At 71.5% G+C, this 18,141-nt stretch carries 14 protein-coding genes; 8 read left to right on the forward strand and 6 right to left on the reverse strand.

Annotated features, from left to right (window positions below; all coding sequences use genetic code 11):
• Positions 1 to 330 precede the first annotated feature (330 nt).
• From ABZ990_RS00005 to ABZ990_RS00015, 3 genes are all read left to right on the forward strand, one after another.
• A complete protein-coding gene (locus tag ABZ990_RS00005; RefSeq protein ID WP_361222688.1) occupies positions 331 to 1,056 on the forward strand; it encodes a molybdopterin-dependent oxidoreductase in 726 nt (241 codons plus the stop codon).
• Positions 1,043 to 1,744: a cytochrome b/b6 domain-containing protein gene (locus tag ABZ990_RS00010; protein WP_361222691.1), complete on the forward strand. Its 702-nt coding sequence runs from the start codon at positions 1,043 to 1,045 to the stop codon at positions 1,742 to 1,744. Before ABZ990_RS00005 ends, ABZ990_RS00010 begins: the two co-directional genes overlap by 14 nt.
• Before the next feature lie 172 nt (positions 1,745 to 1,916).
• Complete coding sequence (locus ABZ990_RS00015) at positions 1,917 to 3,539, forward strand: DUF6351 family protein (protein ID WP_361222694.1); 1,623 nt, start codon at positions 1,917 to 1,919, stop codon at positions 3,537 to 3,539.
• A gap of 480 nt (positions 3,540 to 4,019) precedes the next feature.
• Here the strand turns inward: ABZ990_RS00015 and ABZ990_RS00020 are convergent, their stop codons facing one another.
• Together ABZ990_RS00020 and ABZ990_RS00025 are read right to left on the reverse strand one after the other, a co-directional pair.
• Positions 4,020 to 5,078, reverse strand: a complete 1,059-nt coding sequence (locus ABZ990_RS00020; RefSeq protein ID WP_361222698.1) for an alpha/beta fold hydrolase — start codon at positions 5,076 to 5,078, stop codon at positions 4,020 to 4,022.
• Between the two features lie 229 nt (positions 5,079 to 5,307).
• Complete coding sequence (locus ABZ990_RS00025) at positions 5,308 to 6,246, reverse strand: SGNH/GDSL hydrolase family protein (protein ID WP_361222701.1); 939 nt, start codon at positions 6,244 to 6,246, stop codon at positions 5,308 to 5,310.
• Positions 6,247 to 6,573: 327 nt separating this feature from the next.
• On the opposite strand from ABZ990_RS00025, the gene ABZ990_RS00030 reads away from it, so the two are divergent.
• Together ABZ990_RS00030 and ABZ990_RS00035 are read left to right on the forward strand one after the other, a co-directional pair.
• Positions 6,574 to 7,437 (forward strand): alpha/beta hydrolase, encoded by an 864-nt coding sequence (locus ABZ990_RS00030; RefSeq protein WP_361222704.1) that lies wholly within the window; start codon positions 6,574 to 6,576, stop codon positions 7,435 to 7,437.
• A 43-nt stretch (positions 7,438 to 7,480) separates the two neighbouring features.
• A complete protein-coding gene (locus ABZ990_RS00035) occupies positions 7,481 to 7,927 on the forward strand; it encodes a VOC family protein (protein WP_361222706.1) in 447 nt (148 codons plus the stop codon).
• Positions 7,928 to 8,060: 133 nt separating this feature from the next.
• Here ABZ990_RS00035 and ABZ990_RS00040 read toward each other — a convergent pair whose 3' ends face one another.
• On the reverse strand, positions 8,061 to 8,978 hold the full coding sequence (locus ABZ990_RS00040) for an LLM class F420-dependent oxidoreductase (RefSeq protein ID WP_361222709.1): 918 nt from the start codon (positions 8,976 to 8,978) through the stop codon (positions 8,061 to 8,063).
• Between the two features lie 290 nt (positions 8,979 to 9,268).
• On the opposite strand from ABZ990_RS00040, the gene ABZ990_RS00045 reads away from it, so the two are divergent.
• Both ABZ990_RS00045 and ABZ990_RS00050 read left to right on the forward strand, forming a co-directional pair.
• Positions 9,269 to 9,463 (forward strand): hypothetical protein, encoded by a 195-nt coding sequence (locus ABZ990_RS00045; protein WP_361222712.1) that lies wholly within the window; start codon positions 9,269 to 9,271, stop codon positions 9,461 to 9,463.
• Positions 9,464 to 9,617: 154 nt separating this feature from the next.
• Complete coding sequence (locus tag ABZ990_RS00050; protein WP_361222715.1) at positions 9,618 to 11,060, forward strand: aldehyde dehydrogenase; 1,443 nt, start codon at positions 9,618 to 9,620, stop codon at positions 11,058 to 11,060.
• A gap of 90 nt (positions 11,061 to 11,150) precedes the next feature.
• On the opposite strand, the gene ABZ990_RS00055 is transcribed toward ABZ990_RS00050, so the two are convergent.
• The 3 genes from ABZ990_RS00055 to ABZ990_RS00065 all read right to left on the reverse strand — a co-directional run bounded on the left by ABZ990_RS00055 (position 11,151) and on the right by ABZ990_RS00065 (position 16,526).
• Positions 11,151 to 12,842: an ABC-F family ATP-binding cassette domain-containing protein gene (locus tag ABZ990_RS00055; RefSeq protein WP_361222718.1), complete on the reverse strand. Its 1,692-nt coding sequence runs from the start codon at positions 12,840 to 12,842 to the stop codon at positions 11,151 to 11,153.
• 78 nt (positions 12,843 to 12,920) lie between these two features.
• On the reverse strand, positions 12,921 to 14,555 hold the full coding sequence (abc-f, locus tag ABZ990_RS00060) for a ribosomal protection-like ABC-F family protein (RefSeq protein WP_361222721.1): 1,635 nt from the start codon (positions 14,553 to 14,555) through the stop codon (positions 12,921 to 12,923).
• Between the two features lie 381 nt (positions 14,556 to 14,936).
• Positions 14,937 to 16,526: a GMC family oxidoreductase N-terminal domain-containing protein gene (locus tag ABZ990_RS00065; protein WP_361222724.1), complete on the reverse strand. Its 1,590-nt coding sequence runs from the start codon at positions 16,524 to 16,526 to the stop codon at positions 14,937 to 14,939.
• A gap of 205 nt (positions 16,527 to 16,731) precedes the next feature.
• Here ABZ990_RS00065 and ABZ990_RS00070 point away from each other — a divergent pair, with 205 nt between their 5' ends.
• Positions 16,732 to 18,102: a cytochrome P450 gene (locus ABZ990_RS00070; protein WP_361222726.1), complete on the forward strand. Its 1,371-nt coding sequence runs from the start codon at positions 16,732 to 16,734 to the stop codon at positions 18,100 to 18,102.
• The last annotated feature ends 39 nt before the right edge of the window (positions 18,103 to 18,141 follow it).

Raw genomic sequence — 18,141 nt, forward strand, 5'->3', positions numbered from 1 at the left:
TCACAACCGTTCACTCCCTCGTAATGGATGACGTTGCGCATGGTACCCACATCGGACTTTCGGTGCGGGAGGGTGCGGGCGGCACATGACACCCCCACACGCTGCGACGTGTGACGGGGCGGGCTTCGTAGCCCCATTTTCGGACCGTCTCCCCTGGTACGCGCCCTGAATGCGGCAAGCCTTCCCCGATTCCCGGACGCCGAAGGCCGGTCGAGAAACCCGCAAGGGCTCCCCTGTCGCCGCGTTGACACCCACTCGGAAACATGTCACGGTCGTAACCGTTCAGAACGGTTACTTGAGCGACCGTTCCTCTCGAAGGGGGCAGTGGACATGGCGGATCAGGCGAAGAAACGGCGCGGGGAAGGCGCCCCGGTGGGGCGGCGGGCCCTCCTCGGCGTACTGGCCGCGGGGGCGGTGGGAGTCGTGGCGGGGCCTCCGCTCCAGCGGGGCTGGGGGAAGGCTCTGGCCGCCGCCTCCCAGGTGGACGGCACCGGACTCACCGGGCTGCTGCCCAATCCCGGCGGCTTCCGGTACTTCAGCGTCGTCGGGTCGGTACCGCGCAAGAGCGAGCGGAACTACGCGCTGACGATCGGCGGCCTGGTCGACCGCCCCCGCACCTACACCCTGCCCCAGCTGCGGGCGCTGCCGCAGACGCGGGTCGTCGGCGATGTGGTGTGCACCGATGGATGGCGGGTCGACGGCACTCCCTTCGAGGGGGTGAAACTGGCCGATCTGCTCGACGCCGCCGGTGTGCGCGGCGAAGCCGGGGCGGTGCGGTTCACCTGCTTCGACGGCGCCTACAGTGAGAGCCTCACCCTGGAGCAGGCCCGCCGCTCGGACGTCCTGGTGGCGCTGAACCTGCAGGACAAGCCGATCACCCATGAACAGGGCGGTCCGGTACGCCTGTACGTCGCCCCGATGTACTTCTACAAGTCGGCCAAGTGGCTCTCCGGTATCGAGGTCACCGAGAAGGTGGTCCCGGGGTTCTGGGAGGAGCGCGGCTATCCGGTCGACGGCTGGCTCGACGGGGCGGACCGGGGCGATGGAGCAGCCTGAACGGACGGACCGGGTGCGGCGGTTCGGCTCCTCCCAGCGTCATGTCCACCGCGCCGTCGGATGGCTCATGCTGATCTGTCTGGCATCCGCGGCCTGTCTCTACCTCGGCCCGCTCGCCCAACTCGTGGGCCGGCGCCCGCTCGTGACCACGGTGCACAGATGGTCCGGCATCCTGCTTCCCGTACCCGTTCTGCTGGGGCTGCTGTCGGCCGAGTTCCGTGCCGACCTGGGCCGTCTGAACCGCTTCGCGCCGTACGACAGACGCTGGCTGCGGGCCGTCCGCCGGGGCCGTACCGGGCCGAGGGACCGTCCGGCCGGCAAGTTCAACGCGGGGCAGAAGCTCTACGCGGGCTGGATCGCCGGTGCCGTGCTGGTGATGCTGGGCACCGGTCTGCTGATGTGGTTCACGGGCGTGCTGCCCTTCATCTCCCGCACCGGCGCGATCTTCGTACACGACCTTCTGGCCTGGTCGATCGCCCTCGTTCTCGTCGGGCACACACGTATGGCGCGCGCCGACCCGGAGGCCCGGCTGGGGATGAAGACGGGCTATGTCAGCCGGTCCTGGGCCGAGCGGTGGCATTCCCGATGGCTGACGGAGGAGTGCGCCGAGGGGGTACCGCGTCCGGCAAGCCCTGTCGGCCCTGCCGGACCTGCCGGACCGTCCAGGGCGGCCGAATCGGCCGAATGATCCCGCCCGTGCCGCCCCGACGAGCGCGTTCCGCTCGCGCCGACCTCACGCGCGTAACCTTCTTGACCGGTTACGCGTATCCATGTCACTCTCTTCTCACACTCGCCGTGCTGGGGACGCGCCGGCGTATGTGTCACTACTTCGCATACACATCCGCTCCTGAGGGGGAATCATGAGACGACGACTTCTGACCGCCGTCGCGGCCGGGGTACCGCTGGTCGCGGCGATGTATCTGCCGACCGCCTGGGCCGGCACCGGGACATCCGCCCCCCGGGCCTCCGCCTGCTCGACCATCACCGTGCGGGCCCCCGAGGGCACCGCGGTGGAGAGTGTGGCGGCGGTCGCCCGGGAGGCCGGAACCGTCGACGTGCCGGAGATCCCGCCCCTCCCCGCCGCGCACATCCCCGACGTACCGGCCTACTGCGATGTGACGGTCACGCTGACACACCCCGGCGAGGGCGATCACGCCAAGGTGACGGTCTGGCTGCCCGAGACGGGCTGGAACGGACGACTCCAGACACTCGGGGGAAGCGCCTTCGCCGCCGGCGACTACGGCGCCGGCCTCGCGGGCGCCGTCAAGAACGGCTACGCCACCGCCACCACCGACGCCGGCGTCAAGACCTACCTCGACAGCAGTTGGGCCCTGGACACGAAGGGCCGGGTCGACACCTCGCTCCTGAAGAACTTCGCCTCCCGCTCCGAGCACGAGGCCGCGGTCGTCGCCAAGCAGGTCATCGCCGGCCACTACGGCAGGACGGCCTCCTACGCGTACTTCAACGGCTGTTCCACCGGCGGCCGTCAGGGGTACGCGGAGGCCCAGCGCCACCCCGGCGACTACGACGGCATCCTCGCCAACGCGCCGGCCGTCAACTGGGACGAGTTCGAGGTCGCCACCCTGTGGCCGCAGGTGGTGATGAACAACGAGAAGACCTACCCGAGCGGATGCGCGTTCGACGCCTTCAACACCGCCGCCATCAAGGCCTGCGACGCGCTCGACGGCGTCCGGGACGGCCTGGTCGAGAACCCGGCCCGCTGCGACTTCGACCCGCGCCGGCTGATCGGCACCACCCTCGAGTGCGAGGGCGAGCGGGTGACCATCACCGCGGCCGACGCGGCCGTGGTCCGCAAGATCTGGGACGGCCCGCGCACCGCGTCGGGCGAGAAGCTGTGGTCGGGCGTCCCGATCGGCGCCGACCTGAAGTTCCCGTACCTCGCGGGCACCCTGCCGGACGCCCACGGCGACCTCAAGGGCCAGGCGTTCCCCGTACCGTCCGCCTGGGTCGCCTCCTGGGTGAAGAAGCAGCCCGCGTTCGACGTCTCGACGATCACCTACGCCCAGTTCACCGCGCTGTTCCGGCAGTCCCAGGCCGAATACGGCAAGGTCATCGGCACCGACGACCCGGACCTCTCCGCCTTCCGTAAGTCCGGCGGCAAGCTCCTGACCTGGCACGGGCAGCAGGACCAGCTGATCCCCACCCAGGGCACGGTGGATTACCGCCGGCAGGTCGAGCGGCGGATGGGAGGCGCCGAGCGGGTCGACGACTTCTACCGCGTCTTCCTCGCGCCGGGCGCCGCCCACTGCGCGCTGACCGGGCAGACCGACGACCTCGGAGCCCTGCGGGCCTGGGTCGAGCGGGGCAAGGCGCCCGCGACGCTCCCCGCCACCCTGACCGACTCCACCGGCAAGCAGGTCGCCCGCGACCTGTGCGCCTACCCGAAGGTCTCCCGCTACCAGGGCCACGGTGACCCGGCCGCCGCCGACAGCTTCCGCTGCGTGTCCCCGACCCGTCACTGATCCGCCGGCTCCCTCGCGGCGACGCGATCGCCGAAGACACCCCCCGGCCCGCCTTCTCTCACTCGATGAGGAGGCGGGCCGGGGGTGTTCTGTGCGGCGGCCGCGCGTGGCGCGGGCCGGAGCGGAGTTCCCGTCGGGTGTTCCGGCCGGCGGATGCCTGAACTCTTCACCCCGGGAGCGCAACGGGACGGCGGCGGAAAACCCCTGGCGAGCCCTCTGCTGCCCTGCGGGATGCTGCCGTACATGATCGACCGTGCGTACGCGATCAGGGTGGTGCGGGAAGAGTTGAACCGCGGTCACGCGGGGCCCACACCGGCCAGCGGGCCGGCGGCCGAAGGCGGCCCCGTGCCGTGACACGCGCGCCGAACACCCGTATGCGAAGAGCCGGAGCCGGAAACGGCCCCGGCTCTTCGCATACGGGTGTTCGGCGGGGAACACCGGGTCACGGCATCCCCTTGCGAGGGGCACCGCCGATTCCCGTCAGAAGTGGTCCACGTCGACGACCGCCTGGGCGAACGCCGTCGGCGCCTCCTGCGGCACGTTGTGCCCGATGGACAGGGTGCGGTGCTCGTACGGCCCGGTGAACTTGTCGCGGTAGGCGGAGCCGTCGGCGGGGCGCGCCGTGAAGGGGTCGAGCAAGGGGTCGATGGCGATCGTGGGCACCCCGATGGCCGGGCCCGAGGCCAGCCGGTCCTCGTAGTGGTCGTAGCGGGGCTCGCCCTCGGCGAGGCCCAGCCGCCAGCGGTAGTTGTGGATGACGATCGCGGCGTAGTCGGGATTGTCGAAGGCCGCCGCGGTGCGCGCGAAGGTCGCGTCGTCGAAGTCCCAGGAGGGGGAGACGAGGTCCCAGACCAGCCGGGTCAGGTCGCGGCGGAGGTCCTGGCGCTCCATCGCCTTCCTGCCGCGTTCGGTGGCGAAGTAGTACTGGTACCACCAGGTGTGCTCGGCGGCCGCGGAGATCGGTTCCTGCTGCATCTCGCGGTTGGTGACGAGATATCCGCTGACGGAGACCAGCGCCTTGACGCGGTCCGGCCAGAGGGCGGCGAGGATGTCGCCCGTCCGCGAACCCCAGTCGAAGCCCGCGATCACGGCCCGGCGGATCAGGAGCGCGTCCATCAGCGCGATGACGTCGAGCGCGATCGCCGACTGCTGGGCGTTGCGGAACGTCCGGGAGGAAAGGAAGCGCGTGGTGCCGTGGCCGCGCAGGTACGGCACGATCACCCGGTAGCCCAGGTCCGCCAGCAGGGGAGCGACGTCGACGTAGCTGTGGATGTCGTACGGCCAGCCGTGCAGACAGATCACGGCGGGCCCGTGGGCGGGGCCCAGTTCGGCGTAGCCGACGTTCAGCAGACCGGCCTCGACCCGGCGCAGTGCGGGGAAGGTGGTGTGGGTGCCCGGGGCGATCTCCGGTACGACGGGGGCCGTGTCGCCGCGGCCCGGGGTGGTGGCGTACGCGACGCCCTGGAGGCCCGCCGGCGAGAGAGCGGCCGCTCCGGTGCCGAGGCCCATCGCCCTGGTGAAGGTGCGCCTGTCGATCATGTGAACCCTCCGTGCGCTGTAGCGGTGCCATCCCGTGCCGCACGGGAAGCAGTCGTGAACACGTGCCTGTGTGTGGGTGTGCGAGGACGACTCTGACACGTTCGGCGTCACCATTCAAGGTGGTGACTCATGATTCCGTGTCGTGTCGCCGAGGGTTCCTCGCTCCCGTGCGGACTTCCCCCTCGGAGGCGGAGGGTGCCACCGAGGGAGAGGGGGATCGGCGTGGGGGTCAGTGCCGGTGCGTCAGGGCCCGCTGTACGGCCGAGGCCATGGCGCTCTCGCCTTGGGCGTTGGGGTGCAGCGGAGCCGCCGGGCTCTGCGGGACGAAGGGCTCGATCCATCGCGTGCCGGCCGGTGCGCACAGATCGTGCCCGACTGTCGGGGTGTACGTGTCCACGTAGGTCGCGCCGCCGAGTCGCGCCTGGCGGGCGAGCATGGAGTTCAACTCCTTCTCCTTGTCGCGCAGATACGGGAAGTCGCCGGCCGCGAGCGGCACGGTGGCGCTGGTGCAGCCGACCCCGTTCTCCGGGAAGAGGGCCGGGTAGCCGACCACGACGATCCTCGCGTGCGGTGCGCGGCGGTGGATGCCTCGGATGACCTGGGCGACCTTCGGCCCGGTCGCGGCTATCGACTCCGTGACCCGGTCGGTGCCCGAGCCGGTGAGATACGCGCGGCACGGGGCGCCGGACGGGTCGGTCGCCCCCAGCTGCGCGCATGTGCCCAGCACCGTACTGAAGCCGATGTCGTTTCCGCCGATGGTGAGGGTCACCAGGTCGGTGCGCCGGTTCACCGCGTCCAGCTGCGGTGCCGCCGTTCCCTGCGGGGAGGTCATGTCGACGGTGGTCGCGCCCGAACAGGTGACGTCCGTCAGTCGCGTTCCGGCCGACGAACGAGCAACCAGGGAAGGGTAGTTGTTGCTGCTGCGCAGACAGTGGGCGTCGACCTGGTCGGGGACCAGAGGGGCGGCGGCGTAGGAGTCGCCGAGGGCTACGTATGCCACGCCGTGTACGGGGTGCGCGGGGTGTGCGGAGTGCGCGTGGTGCGCGTGGTGCGCGGTCGGACTCGCCATCGCGGGCTGGGTCGCGGCCAGGGCGCCGGCGCCGCAGATCAGGGCGGCGCCGACTGTCAGAGCGCGCTTCAGGCTCGTCAGGGGAAGGCGTCTCGTCATGGTGTTTCCTCTTGTCTTCCGGATCCCGCTCGGGGTCGGCGGGGTGTGAAGTGCCGATGGTACGGGCGTAGTTGGGTGCCCCTGTTTGTCGCGTGTACCCGCCGCAAGGCGGGATTCGCCGGTCGGGAGGGGGTGATCGGCGGCGGGCGGGTCCATCGGATTCATCGGCTGCGCCTGTCGGAGCGTCAGCAGGGCAGGCCGGAACACGGACTCACTTAAGTAACCGTCTTGACAGGTGATTTTGCGAGTGGCAGGTTGATCACCACACAAACCGGTGACGGTTGATCGGTCGGGTAGGCCGGCTGCTCCGGTCTCGAAAGGGCGTGCATGGTGAACATCAAGGCTGCGGGTAAGCGGAAGGTGCTGACTGGGGCGGTGGCGGCAGCGGTCGCGGGGGCCGCGTTCGGGGTCGTCGCCCTGACCGGCACCGCCACCGCCACAGCCGACACGGGGGCCACCGTCCGGGCCGACCGGGACGGGCCCCGGCCCACCGTCGTACTGGAGCACGGCGCGTTCGCGGATTCCTCCAGCTGGAACGGAGTCGTCTCCCGGCTGCGCGCCGACGGATACCCCGTGGTCGCCGCCGCCGATCCGCTGCGCGGCCCGCACGACGACGCCACCGCTCTGCGCGGCCTCCTGGACCACATCAAGGGCCCGAAGATCCTCGTCGGCCACTCCTATGGCGGATCCGTGATCAGCGAGGCCGCCGCGAACGACCCCGACGTCAAGGCCCTCGTCTACGTGGCGGCCTTCCTGCCCGCCCCCGGCGAGTCCGCGCTGGAGCTGACCGGCAAGTACCCCGGTTCCACCCTCCCCGACACTCTCGATCCGGTGTCCGTCACCCGGCCCGACGGCACCCGGGGCACCGACCTCTACATACGGCAGGACAAGTTCCGCCATCAGTTCGCGGCGGACGTCCCGCGCGAGGAAGCCGCTCTCGCCGCCGCCGGCCAGCGCCCCATCGCCCAGACCGCGCTGGAGGAGAAGGCCACCGTCGCCGCCTGGAAGACCATCCCCAGCTGGGCCGTCGTCACCACGCAGGACCTCAACATCCCGGCCGCCGCGCAGCGGTTCATGGCCGAGCGGGCCCACGCCCGCGTCACCGAGGTCGCCGCCTCGCACGCGGTGGCCGTCTCCCGCCCCGGCGTCGTGACCCGCGTCATCGAGGACGCCGCACGCGCCACCCGATGACCCTCCCGGCCGTGACCACCACCTCCGAAAGCGAGAACAGCCCATGGACCTGAAGCTGGAAGTCGTCGTCCTCTCCGTCTCGGACGTCGACAAGGCCAAGGAGTTCTACCTCGACACGCTCGGATTCCGCGCCGACGCCGACTTCCCGATCCACGACGGATACCGGATCGTCCAGGCGACACCCCCCGGCTCCGCCTGCTCGGTCATCTTCGGGGAAGGACTGACCACCCTCCCCGCCGGGTCGGCCCGGGGCCTGCATCTGATCGTGACCGACATCGAGCAGGCGGTCGGCGAACTGACCGAGCGCGGAGTCGACGTCGAAGGACCGTTCCACGACGTCACCGGAGCCTTCCACCAGGTAGCCCCCGGTAGCCGGGTGCCGGGGCTCGCGCCCGGCCGCCCCAGCTACGGCACCTTCGCCCGTTTCGCCGACCCCGACGGAAACGAATGGTTCCTCCAGGAGGTCACCAAGCGCGCCCCCGGGCGCTGACCGTGGCGGCCCGCCGCCCGGTGTGCGGGTGGGCGGCCCCCGATCGGGCCCGCGGGCAGCCGGACCAGGAGCGAGGGAGGAGACCGGGCCGGACCCGGACTCGGCTCCCGCCGTCGGCCACCCGCGTGCCGGCTCAGCCCTTGCGTACGCCTTCGATGAAGCGCGCGGCCGTGTCCAGCCGCTCGTCGAGGAGGCCGGGGGCCTGGCCGAGTTCGATGAAGAGTTCGTGCACGCCCGCGTCGGCGGCGGCCCGCGCGTAATCGACGTACTGGTCGAGCGTGCCCGACGCCGGCAGCTGCTCCGAACCGGTCCGCTCCTGGGTGAGGGTGGCGTTGAGGCGCAGTGCCATGCGCAGCTCCTCCGGGTTCCGTCCGGCGCGTTCCGCCTCCTCGCGGATCTGCCGCCACATCCCCATCAGCGCGGGCAGCGGCATCGCCACGGGCAGCCAGCCGGCCGCGCGCCGGGCCACCCGGCGCAGTCCGGCGGGTGTGAACGCGGCAAGCAGGACCGGGGGATGGGGACGCTGGGCCGGCTTGAGACCCACGACGGTCTCCGGCACGGTGAACAGCGGCCCGTCGTGGGCGAACGTCTCCTTCTCCCAGTACGCCCGCAGGACGTCGAGCGTCTCGTCGAGCCGGGCGCCGCGCCCCTCCCACGGCACGCCCACCGCCGTGTACTCGTCGGGCATCCAGCCGAGTCCGAACCCGACGTCGAGCCGGCCGCCGCTGAGGAGATCCAGAGTGGTCAGCGACCGGGCGAGCAGTATCGGCGCCTGCCACGGACCGTTGAGGGTGCTGGTGCCGAGCCGTACCCGGCTGGTGTGCGCGGCGACGAAGGACAGGCTCGTGAGCGGATCCATGTGGTTCTCGAAGGAGCGTGGCATCTCCCCGCCCGGGTACGGAGCGCTCGGCGTCCGGGGCGCGAGCACCCGGTCGCCCGTCCAGAGCGAGTCGTACCCCAGCTCCTCCGCCGTCCGGGCGTAGCGGACGACACCGTCGAGATGTGCGTCGCTGCCGAAGGTGGGCAGGGACAGTCCGAGTCGCATGTTCATTCCCCCAAGGTGAGGTACGGGTGCGGGTGTGCCGAGACGGCCGAACGAGTGGCGCGTCCGGCACACGTTCGGATTGTCGCTCCCGGATCCCGTGGACGGCCCGTCGTTGTTCCGGCGTGTCCCGTGGACTCTTTCCTTCCGCGCACCGGGAGAAGGATGCGCCGATCGACGAACCGGCACACCCCGCATCGAGTAACCGACTTGACTGGTTACGTGTGCGCGGGGCATAGTGAGGTGTGTTGGGGCAGTGAGCAGAACCCGATCCATGAACGACGTACTGGAGGCTGAGCATGAACACGGAACTCGCCCTGGACTCCGCCGCGGTGGCGCGTCACGAGCGGTTCGGCAAGCTCCCCGAGCGGGTCCGCTTCGAGAACATGACCGAGGAGAAGCAGGCCGAGCCGAACGCCGGGACAGTCGACCGGTACGACCCCGAGGGCTCGTGGAACCACTACTCGTGCCTGGCCCTGGACCTGGGGCTCTAGAGGGAGTTCCGCGCCAGCCCGCCAGCCCGCCAGTCCGTCACCAGCCCACAAGCCCACCGTCCACGTCATTCCATCCACCCACGACCGAAACCGAAGGGCCGCGTCCGCGTCCGTGTGAACGGACGGGCGGACGCCGCCGAAAGGGAGAAAACGCGTGATCACCTACGACCGGCTCTTCATCGGGGGCTCCTGGGTGGAGCCGAGCGACCCGGAGCCGCTGGACATCGCCGCACCGCACGACCGGTCGGTGATCGGCCGCGCCGCCCAGGCGCGGCCGGCGGACATCGACCGCGCGGTCGCCGCGGCGCGGGCCTCCTTCGAGGCCGGCGAGTGGCGGCTGACCCCGCCCGCCGAACGGATCGCCGTGCTACGCCGGTTCAACGCACTGCGCGAGAAGAACGCGGAACGGATCGCGGACCTGATCTCGCGGGAGAACGGCTCGGCCGCCTGGTTCACCCGCGCCGGACAGGCCGGTCTGACCCGACAGGCCCACGCCTATCTGACGGCGGCGGAGACCTTCGCCTGGGAGGAGACCCCGACCCCCTCCGACCCCGCCACCCCGGTGCGCAGCATCGTGCGCCGTGAACCGGTCGGTGTCGTGGCCGCGGTCATCCCGTGGAACTCGCCCTTCTCCTCGGCCACTTCGAAGATCCTCCCCGCGCTGCTCGCCGGCAACTCCGTGATCCTCAAGGTGTCCCCGGAGAACTCGCTCAGCATGGGTCTGCTCGCCGACCTGCTGGAGGAGACCGGCCTGCCGGAAGGGGTGATCAGCGTCCTTCCCGCCGACCGGGAGACCAGCGAACACCTCGTCTCCCACCGGGAGATCGACAAGATCGCCTTCACCGGCTCGACCCGGGCCGGCCGCCGCATCGCCGCGATCGCGGGCGAACAGCTCAAGCGCGTCAGCCTGGAGCTGGGCGGCAAGTCCGCCGCGCTCCTCCTGCCGGACGCCGACATCGGCAAGGCCGTCACGGGCCTGAAGTTCGGCTCCCTGCTCAACAACGGCGAGTCGTGCATCGCGCAGACCCGGATCCTCGCCCCCCGCGCCCGGTACGAGGAGGTCGTGGCCGCGTTGAAGGAGCTGGTGGAGTCGCTGAAGGTCGGCGACCCGGCCGACCCCGACACCTTCATCGGCCCGATGATCCGCCCCGACCAGCAGCAGCGGGTCCGCGACTACATCCGGCTCGGCATCGAGGAGGGCGCCCGCCTCGTCACCGGCGGTCCGGACATCCCCGAGGGCCTGGAGAACGGCAACTACGTCACACCGACCGTCTTCGCCGACGTCGACAACTCCATGCGGATCGCGCGGGAGGAGATCTTCGGCCCGGTCCTGGTCGTCATCCCCTACGACGACGAGGACGACGCCGTCCGGATCGCCGACGACTCCGAGTACGGTCTGTCCGGCGGCGTCTGGTCCGCCGACCGGGAGCACGCCCTCGCGGTCGCCCGCCGGCTGCGCACCGGCACCGTCACGGTCAACGGCGCCTCCGTCGCCTTCGACGGCCCGTTCGGTGGCTTCAAGGCCAGCGGCATCGGCCGCGAGTACGGGGCGGTCGGCCTCGGCACGTACACCGAGTACAAGACCATCACCGTCTGACCCGGGCTCGTCCCCAACCCCCTGTATGGACATGTGTGCCCCGCACCGGAACGCTCCGGAGCGGGGCACACATGTGTCGGTGCGGCCGGCTCAGCCGCGCACGGCCCGAGCCGCCGAAGGCTCCCCGGTCCGTGCGCTGCCCGCCTCCAGTACGAGCTCGCGCCCCTGCCACCGGCGCCGCAGCCAGCGATCGTGGCTGGCGACGACGATCGCGCCCGGGCCCTCGCCGAAGGCATCCTCCAACTCGTCGCAGAGCCGCGGCGAGAGATGGTTCGTCGGCTCGTCGAGCAGCAGCAGCCGAGGCGGACGGGCCACCAGGAGCGCCAGCGCCAGACGCCGGCGCTGGCCCACGGACAGCTGTCCGACCGGCTTGTCCAGGTCCGCCTCATGGATCAGACCGAGTGAGGTCAGCGGCACCTTCTCGGCCCGCTCAGGACCCAGCGACAGCTCGTACGTGTCCCGGACCGTGCGCCCGGGCCGCTCGAACACGGTGTCCTGGGTGAGCAGCCCCACCGTCAGACCGCGCCGCCTGACCACCTCGCCCCCGGCCGTGAGCTGTCCCGCGAGTACGGCGAGGAGCGTCGACTTGCCCGCCCCGTTGCCACCGGTGACGAGCAGCCGGTCGTTCGCCGCCACGTCCAGCCGGTCCAGCGAGAGCCGGTCCGGCACCCGTACATCGCGCAGCGCCACCAGCGGCGAAGGCCGCCCTTCCGGTGTCAGGGCCGCCGGATCGTCGACCGCGACGGCCGTTTCCCCGGCCGTGAACCGCAGCGGACGCGGCGGCTCGGCGACCTGGAGTCGCTCCCGCTCCTCCAGCCGCCGGGAGGCGTCGCGCACCCGGCGGGAGATCTGGTTCTGCACCCGGCCCGCGCGGTGGCCGTACCCCATCTTCTCGTGGTCGGTGCGGCCCCGGTCCGGGGCCAGCCGGTGCGCGGTCACGTTGGCCGAGCGGCGCAGCTCCGCCAACTCCCGCTGCTCCTCGGCGTATCGACGTTCCCAGCGTTCCCGCTCGGCGCGCTTCTCGGACAGATAGGCGGTGTAGCCGCCGCCGTAGCGCACCGGGCCGTCCACCGCCGGATCGAGGTCGACCAGGTCGGTGCAGACGGCGTCGAGGAACGCCCGGTCGTGACTGGCGATCACCACCGCCCCCGGCATGCCGCGAACCTGGTCCTCCAGAAAGGCGGCGGCGCCGTCGTCGAGATGGTTCGTCGGCTCGTCGAGCAGCAGCGCCGACGGACGGCGTACGAGCAGCGCGGCCAGCGCCAGCCGGCCGCGCTGGCCGCCGGAGAGCGAGCCGAGTGTGCGGTCGTGCGGAACCGGTCCGAGACCCAGCCCGTCGAGCACGAGGGCGGCGCGGCGCCCGGCGTCCCAGGACTCCCGGGCCTGGGCCTGGTCGAGGCGTGCGGCGTAGGCGTCGAGGAGCATCGGGTAGCCGGGGTCGTCCTCGGGGACCCGGGCGAGTTCCGCGCCGAGCCGGTCGAGTTCCGCGAGATCCGCGCGGGCCTCGCGGAGCGCGTCGGCCAGCACCGTGGCGAGGGTCGCGCCGCTGTCGAACGGCATCTCCTGGGGGAGATAGCCGAGGTCGGCCGGGCGGGTGACACGTCCGGCATCGGGCTCGTCCACGCCGGCGAGCAGCCGCAGCAGGGTGGACTTGCCGGCACCGTTCTCGCCGATCAGGCCAATACGGGTGCCGGGCGAGGCGGTCAGGCCGACGCCGTCGAGAATCCGGCGTCCGCCCAGGTCGCGGACGAGGTCATGGGCGAGCAGAGCGTGCGGGGACATGGGGGTTCCTTCGGTGGGAGGTCGGTGGGCGGCCCGCCGGGCGGATGCCTCGGGCGCGGGCCGGATCGCACCGGCGGGTCACACCGAGGGCGCCCCCGTCTCCTTCAGTTCTCCGTCGGCCAGCCGCAGCCAGCGGTCGATCCCGATCCGCGCGAGGAACCTCTCGTCGTGACTGATGACCATGAAGGCGCCCTGGTACGAGTCGAGCGCGCTCTCCAACTGGCCCGCGCTGACCAGGTCGAGGTTGTTGGTCGGCTCGTCGAGCAGCAGCAGCTGAGGAGCCGGTTCGGCGCACAGCACACAGGCCAGGGTGGCGCGCAGCCGCTCGCCGCCGGAGAGCACCCCGACCGGAAGATGGGCACGGGCGCCACGGAAGAGGAAGCGGGCGAGCAGGTTCATCCGCTCGGCCTCCGGACGCTCCGGCGCGAACGCGGCGAAGTTCTCCGCCACCGTGAGATCCAGGTCCAGCAGATCCAGGCGCTGCGACAGATAGGCGATCCGGCCCTCGCTGCGCTTGATCTCCCCGCTGTCCGGAGCGAGTTCGCCGGTGATCAGCCGCAACAGGGTCGTCTTCCCGGCGCCGTTGGGACCGGTCAGCGCGATGCGCTCGGGGCCGCGGACCGTCAGGTCGAGACCGCCGGGGCCGAAGACGTCCTTGTCGCCGAGCCTCACCCGCATTCCCTCGCCGAGGAACAGGGTGCGGCCGGCGGGCACCTTGGTGTCGGGCAGCTCCAGGGTGAGACGCTGCTCCTCGCGCAGCGCACGCCCGGCCTCGTCCAGACGGGCCTTGGCCTCGCTGACCCGGGAGGCGTGCATCTGCCCGGAGCGCCCGGCGGCCTCCTGCGCGCCCCGCTTCATGTTGCCGGCGAAGATCCGGGGGAGCCCGGCGTTCTTGAGGTTCTTCGCGGCGTTGCTCGCGCGGCGCTCGGCCCGCTCGCGGGCCTGCTGCATCTCCCGCTTCTCGCGCTTCAGGTCCTGTTCGGCGTTGCGTACGTTCTTCTCGGCGACCTCCCGCTCGGCGCGGACGGCCTCCTCGTACTCGGTGAAGTTGCCGCCGTACAGGCGCAGTTCGCCGCCGTCGAGCTCGGCGATGCGCTCCATGCGGTCGAGCAGCGCACGGTCGTGGCTGACCAGGAGCAGGCAGCCGTTGAAGTCCGCCAGCACGTCGTACAGCTTGTGCCGGGCCTCCAGGTCGAGGTTGTTGGTGGGCTCGTCGAGCAGCAGGACGTCGGGGCGCCGGAGCAGCTGGGCGGCGAGGCCGAGGGAGACCACCTGGCCGCCGCTGAGCGTGCTCAGGCTGCGGTCCAGGGCGAGATGCGCCAGGCCCAGACGGTCGAGCTGGGCGCGGGTGCGCTCCTCGATGTCCCAGTCGTCGCCGATGGTGGTGAAGTGCTTCTCGTCGACGTCGCCGGACTCGACGGCGTCCAGGGCGCGGATCACCTCGGCGATGCCGAGCACCTCGGCGACCGTGAGATTCCCGGTCAGGGGGAGGCTCTGCGGGAGGTAGCCGAGGGTGCCGTCGACACTCACCGAGCCGCCGGTGGGCGCGAGTTCGCCGGCGATCAGCTTGAGCAGGGTGGACTTGCCGGATCCGTTGGGGGCGACCAGGCCCGTGCGGCCGGAGGGCATGCTGAAGGACAGGTCGTGGAAGACCGGCGTGTCGTCGGGCCAGGAGAAGGAAAGGTTCGAGCAGATGATGGTGGCGTCGGACATGGCGAGACCTCGGAAGTACTGAGGGCGGAGTGATAGACCTCTGCCCTGGGCAGACGGGTGAAAAGGGGGCACGACAAAGCCGACCACCTCGGCGGCAGTGCTCTTCGGCACCGGCCGGTGGCCGTCAGATCCGGATCTCACCCGGAGATGTCGTCTTCACCCACCACGTCTGCTTCTCCTCTACGAACGGTCTACTTCTCCGGCAGTGTAACACCTTGCCGCGGAACGATGATCGTCGCGCGGGCCGCATGCGCACACGTGTGCACATGCGGAGCCGGTCCGACGGGATCGCACGGTGTGCCGCGGGACCGCAGGGTGCGTCGGGCGGTGCCGGGCGCATCCCCCGGAACACGGGCCCGCGGGGGAAGCGCCCGGCGTCGCTCAGACGCCCTCGCGCAGGAACGCGGCGGCGCGCTCGGCGATGGCGTAGACCGTCGGGTTGGTGTTGTTGGAGGGGATCGAGGGAATGACGGATCCGTCGGCGACGCGCAGCCCCTCCAGCCCGCGCACACGCAGCGCGGAGTCCACCACGGAGCCCTCGTCCTCGCCCAGCGCGCAGGTCCCGACGGGGTGGCAGTAGGACGTGTACGCGGTGCGCGCGTAGACGCTCAACGACGCGGCGTCCGTGACCTCCGGCCCCGGGGCGACCTCCTCCGGTCCCCAGACGGCGAGCGCCGAGGAGCGGGCGATCTCCCGCGCCACGCGGATGCCGTGGAGCGTGGTGTGGACGTCACGCTCGTCCGTGAAGTAGCCGGGGTCGAGAACCGGTCGCGCGTACGGGTCTGCCGAGGTGATCCGCAGGGTGCCGCGGCTGTACGGCCGGATGGGCGAGATCCCGATCGAGAATCCGCTGGCCACCTGAGGCTCCGGGTTCGGGAACGGGATGTCGACGAAGATGAACTGGAGGTCGGGCCCGTCGAGTTCGGGCGCGCTGCGGAGCAGTCCGATGATCTCGCCGTGGTTGCCCCGGGACGGGGGCACCGTGCGGCGGGTGCGGTGGACGAGGGTGAGGAGCGGGTGGTCGTGCAGATTGCGGCCTACCCCCGGCAGCTCGTGGAACACCTCCACACTGGCCTCGCGCAGTTTCTGGCCGGGCCCGACCCCCGAGCGGAGCAGAAGCTGGGCGGAGCCGATGGCGCCGGCCGTGAGGACGACCTCGCGCACCGCTCGCGCACGCGAAACCCGGCCCTGGACGTCGTACTCGACACCGACACAGCGCCGGCCCTCGAAGATCAGCCGGTGTGCCATGGCTCCGGTGACGACATGGAGGCCGGGCCGGCCGAGAGCGGGGGTGAGGTAGGCGTCGGCGGCGCTCTGCCGGCGCCCGTCGACGATATTGAGGTCCACGGGGGCGAAGCCCTCTTCGAGCCCGCCGCTGATGTCGGTGGCGCGGCGTAGGCCGGTCTCGATGGCACCGGCGAGGCAGGCGAGCCCGATGGGGTTCGGTTCGGCCATCGGGGCGACGGTGAGCGGACCGGCCTCGCCGCGGCCGGGGGCCCCGCCGCGCGTGGTCTCGGTGCGCTGGAAGTAGGGGAGCAGATCGTCGAAGGTCCAGCCCTTGGCGCCGTGCTCGCCCCAGCTGTCGTAACCGCTGCGGTGACCGCGGGCGAAGACCATGGCGTTGATGGAGGACGAGCCGCCCAGTCCCTTGCCGCGCGGCAGCATGACGCGAGGAGCGGACCGCGGGGGAAGGGAGCCGGCGAGCTGGGGGACCGTCGTGTCGCCCCAGTTCGCGGGCGTCTCGCCCAGGCTCATCCAGGCCGGCGGATCGGAGACGGCCTCCGGCAGGCCCGCGGTGTCGGTGCCCGCCTCCAGGACCAGGACGCGGACCCCGGCGTCCTCGGTGAGCCGGCTGGCGAGCACACAGCCCGCCGAGCCGGCGCCGACGACGATGAAGTCGTAGCCCGGGGCCTCGGCGTGGTCGGGTGGTGTGGCAGGTGTCGAATCCGTCGCGTTCCGACGAGACGTCACTCCATGCTCCCTCGGGTCGAATCGGTGATCGGGGTGGATGTCGCCGATGGGATCGATGATGGGTGACACTGCCCACGAGGAGGGCGTCCACACGCTCGGGGGAGGGGTAGGACACGAGGGACGGAGGGGAACCGCCGGTGGCGTGGTGAGCCGAACGCCTCTCGGGCGGACCGCGACGGCACGGCTCAGGAACGGAAGGACCGTCATGCGTATCCCTGGCCCCGAGCCCGAGGACGACGATGGGCCGCGCGCGATCGCGGCCGCGGGCGGGCTGCACCGGTACCAGCTGTATCTGCACGAGCGCTACGGTCCCGTCGTGCGCTTTCGGCTGCCGGGCGCCGACACGGCCGTGTCGATCGCCGACCCGGTGCTCCTGGAGGCCACCGCGCATCTCGACGAGCGGCCCGAGGAGCTGTTCGCGTTCCTGGACCCGCTGTGCGAGGCGGGCAACCTCCAGGTGCTTCCCGCCGCCGAACACACGCCCTGGCGACGGCTGATGCTCTCGGTCTTCGCCGGACGACCCGCCCACGAGCGCCACTTCGCGCGCTTCACGGAGCAGGCACGGGAACTCGCGGACCGGTGGGCCCGGCAGCCTGAAGGCGAACCAGTGGAATTGCAACAGGAGTTGACCACGCTGTCGCTCAGGATGATCGACGGGTTCGCCCTCGGCACCGGGGGCAAAGCGGCCGAAGGGACGGAGACGGGCGAGGGGGCCGAGGAGGACGAGGGGTGTGTCGTCGAGGCCTTCGAGGAGGTGCTCACCGAGCATCTGGGGCGGCTCTACCAGGTGCCGCGTGCCGATCCGCGTTCGGCGGAGCGGGCCGAGGAGGCCCTCGCGTATCTGCGGGGCAGGGTCGACCGTGCGGTGGCCGCGCATCACGCGGACGGCCGAACCGGCCGCAGCGATCTGATCGGGGCGCTCGTCGAGGCGGGGGAGAGTCCGGCGAGGATCCGGGACACGGTGATGGTGACGCTGCTCGCGGCGCACCACACCACCGGGGTCGCCGTGTCGTGGACGCTGCATCTGCTGGGCCTGCATCCCGGCGCGGCCGATCGTGTGGCCGGCGAACTGGACCGGGTGCTCGGCGATCGCGCGGTGCCCGACTACGCCGACCTGAAGCGGCTCACGTATCTGGACCGGGTCCTCAAGGAATCGATGCGGCTCTTCCCACCCGGCCCGTACGGGGCGCGCGAGGCCACCGAGGAACTGCGCGTGGGCCCGTACCGGATCCCGGCCGGAACGACCGTGTTCTATCCGTTCTGGGCGCTGCACATGAACCCCGCGTACTGGCCCGACCCCGAGCGGTTCGACCCCGAACGGTTCACACCGGAGGAGATCGCCGGTCGGCCGAGACTCGCCTACGTCCCGTTCGGGCTCGGGCCGCGCGGTTGCGAGGGCGCCGCCCTGGCCACGGTCGAGGCCCAGCTCGTGCTGGCCGTCCTCCTCAAGCGGCTGCGCTTTCAGCCCGTGCCGGGGCACGAGGTGACGCCGGTGGAGCGATTCGTGCTGTGGGCGCGGGACGGGATCCGGATGACGGTACGGCCACGGCCACGGCCACGGTCTCGGAACGCCTGAGGTGGGAGTGGGGCCGGCCGCCGGGCTTCCGGTCGGCCG

Source organism: Streptomyces sp. NPDC046203, from assembly GCF_040646255.1.
Lineage (GTDB): Bacteria > Actinomycetota > Actinomycetes > Streptomycetales > Streptomycetaceae > Streptomyces.

Coding starts and splice junctions, on each gene's coding strand:
- abc-f (WP_361222721.1), bottom strand. CDS start 14,555: ATGTCCGACGCCACCATCATCTGCTCGAACCTTTCCTTCTCCTGGCCC.
- ABZ990_RS00055 (WP_361222718.1), bottom strand. CDS start 12,842: ATGTCCCCGCACGCTCTGCTCGCCCATGACCTCGTCCGCGACCTGGGC.
- ABZ990_RS00070 (WP_361222726.1), top strand. CDS start 16,732: ATGCGTATCCCTGGCCCCGAGCCCGAGGACGACGATGGGCCGCGCGCG.
- ABZ990_RS00040 (WP_361222709.1), bottom strand. CDS start 8,978: ATGAACATGCGACTCGGACTGTCCCTGCCCACCTTCGGCAGCGACGCA.
- ABZ990_RS00005 (WP_361222688.1), top strand. CDS start 331: ATGGCGGATCAGGCGAAGAAACGGCGCGGGGAAGGCGCCCCGGTGGGG.
- ABZ990_RS00010 (WP_361222691.1), top strand. CDS start 1,043: ATGGAGCAGCCTGAACGGACGGACCGGGTGCGGCGGTTCGGCTCCTCC.
- ABZ990_RS00035 (WP_361222706.1), top strand. CDS start 7,481: ATGGACCTGAAGCTGGAAGTCGTCGTCCTCTCCGTCTCGGACGTCGAC.
- ABZ990_RS00030 (WP_361222704.1), top strand. CDS start 6,574: ATGGTGAACATCAAGGCTGCGGGTAAGCGGAAGGTGCTGACTGGGGCG.
- ABZ990_RS00020 (WP_361222698.1), bottom strand. CDS start 5,078: ATGATCGACAGGCGCACCTTCACCAGGGCGATGGGCCTCGGCACCGGA.
- ABZ990_RS00015 (WP_361222694.1), top strand. CDS start 1,917: ATGAGACGACGACTTCTGACCGCCGTCGCGGCCGGGGTACCGCTGGTC.
- ABZ990_RS00045 (WP_361222712.1), top strand. CDS start 9,269: ATGAACACGGAACTCGCCCTGGACTCCGCCGCGGTGGCGCGTCACGAG.
- ABZ990_RS00025 (WP_361222701.1), bottom strand. CDS start 6,246: ATGACGAGACGCCTTCCCCTGACGAGCCTGAAGCGCGCTCTGACAGTC.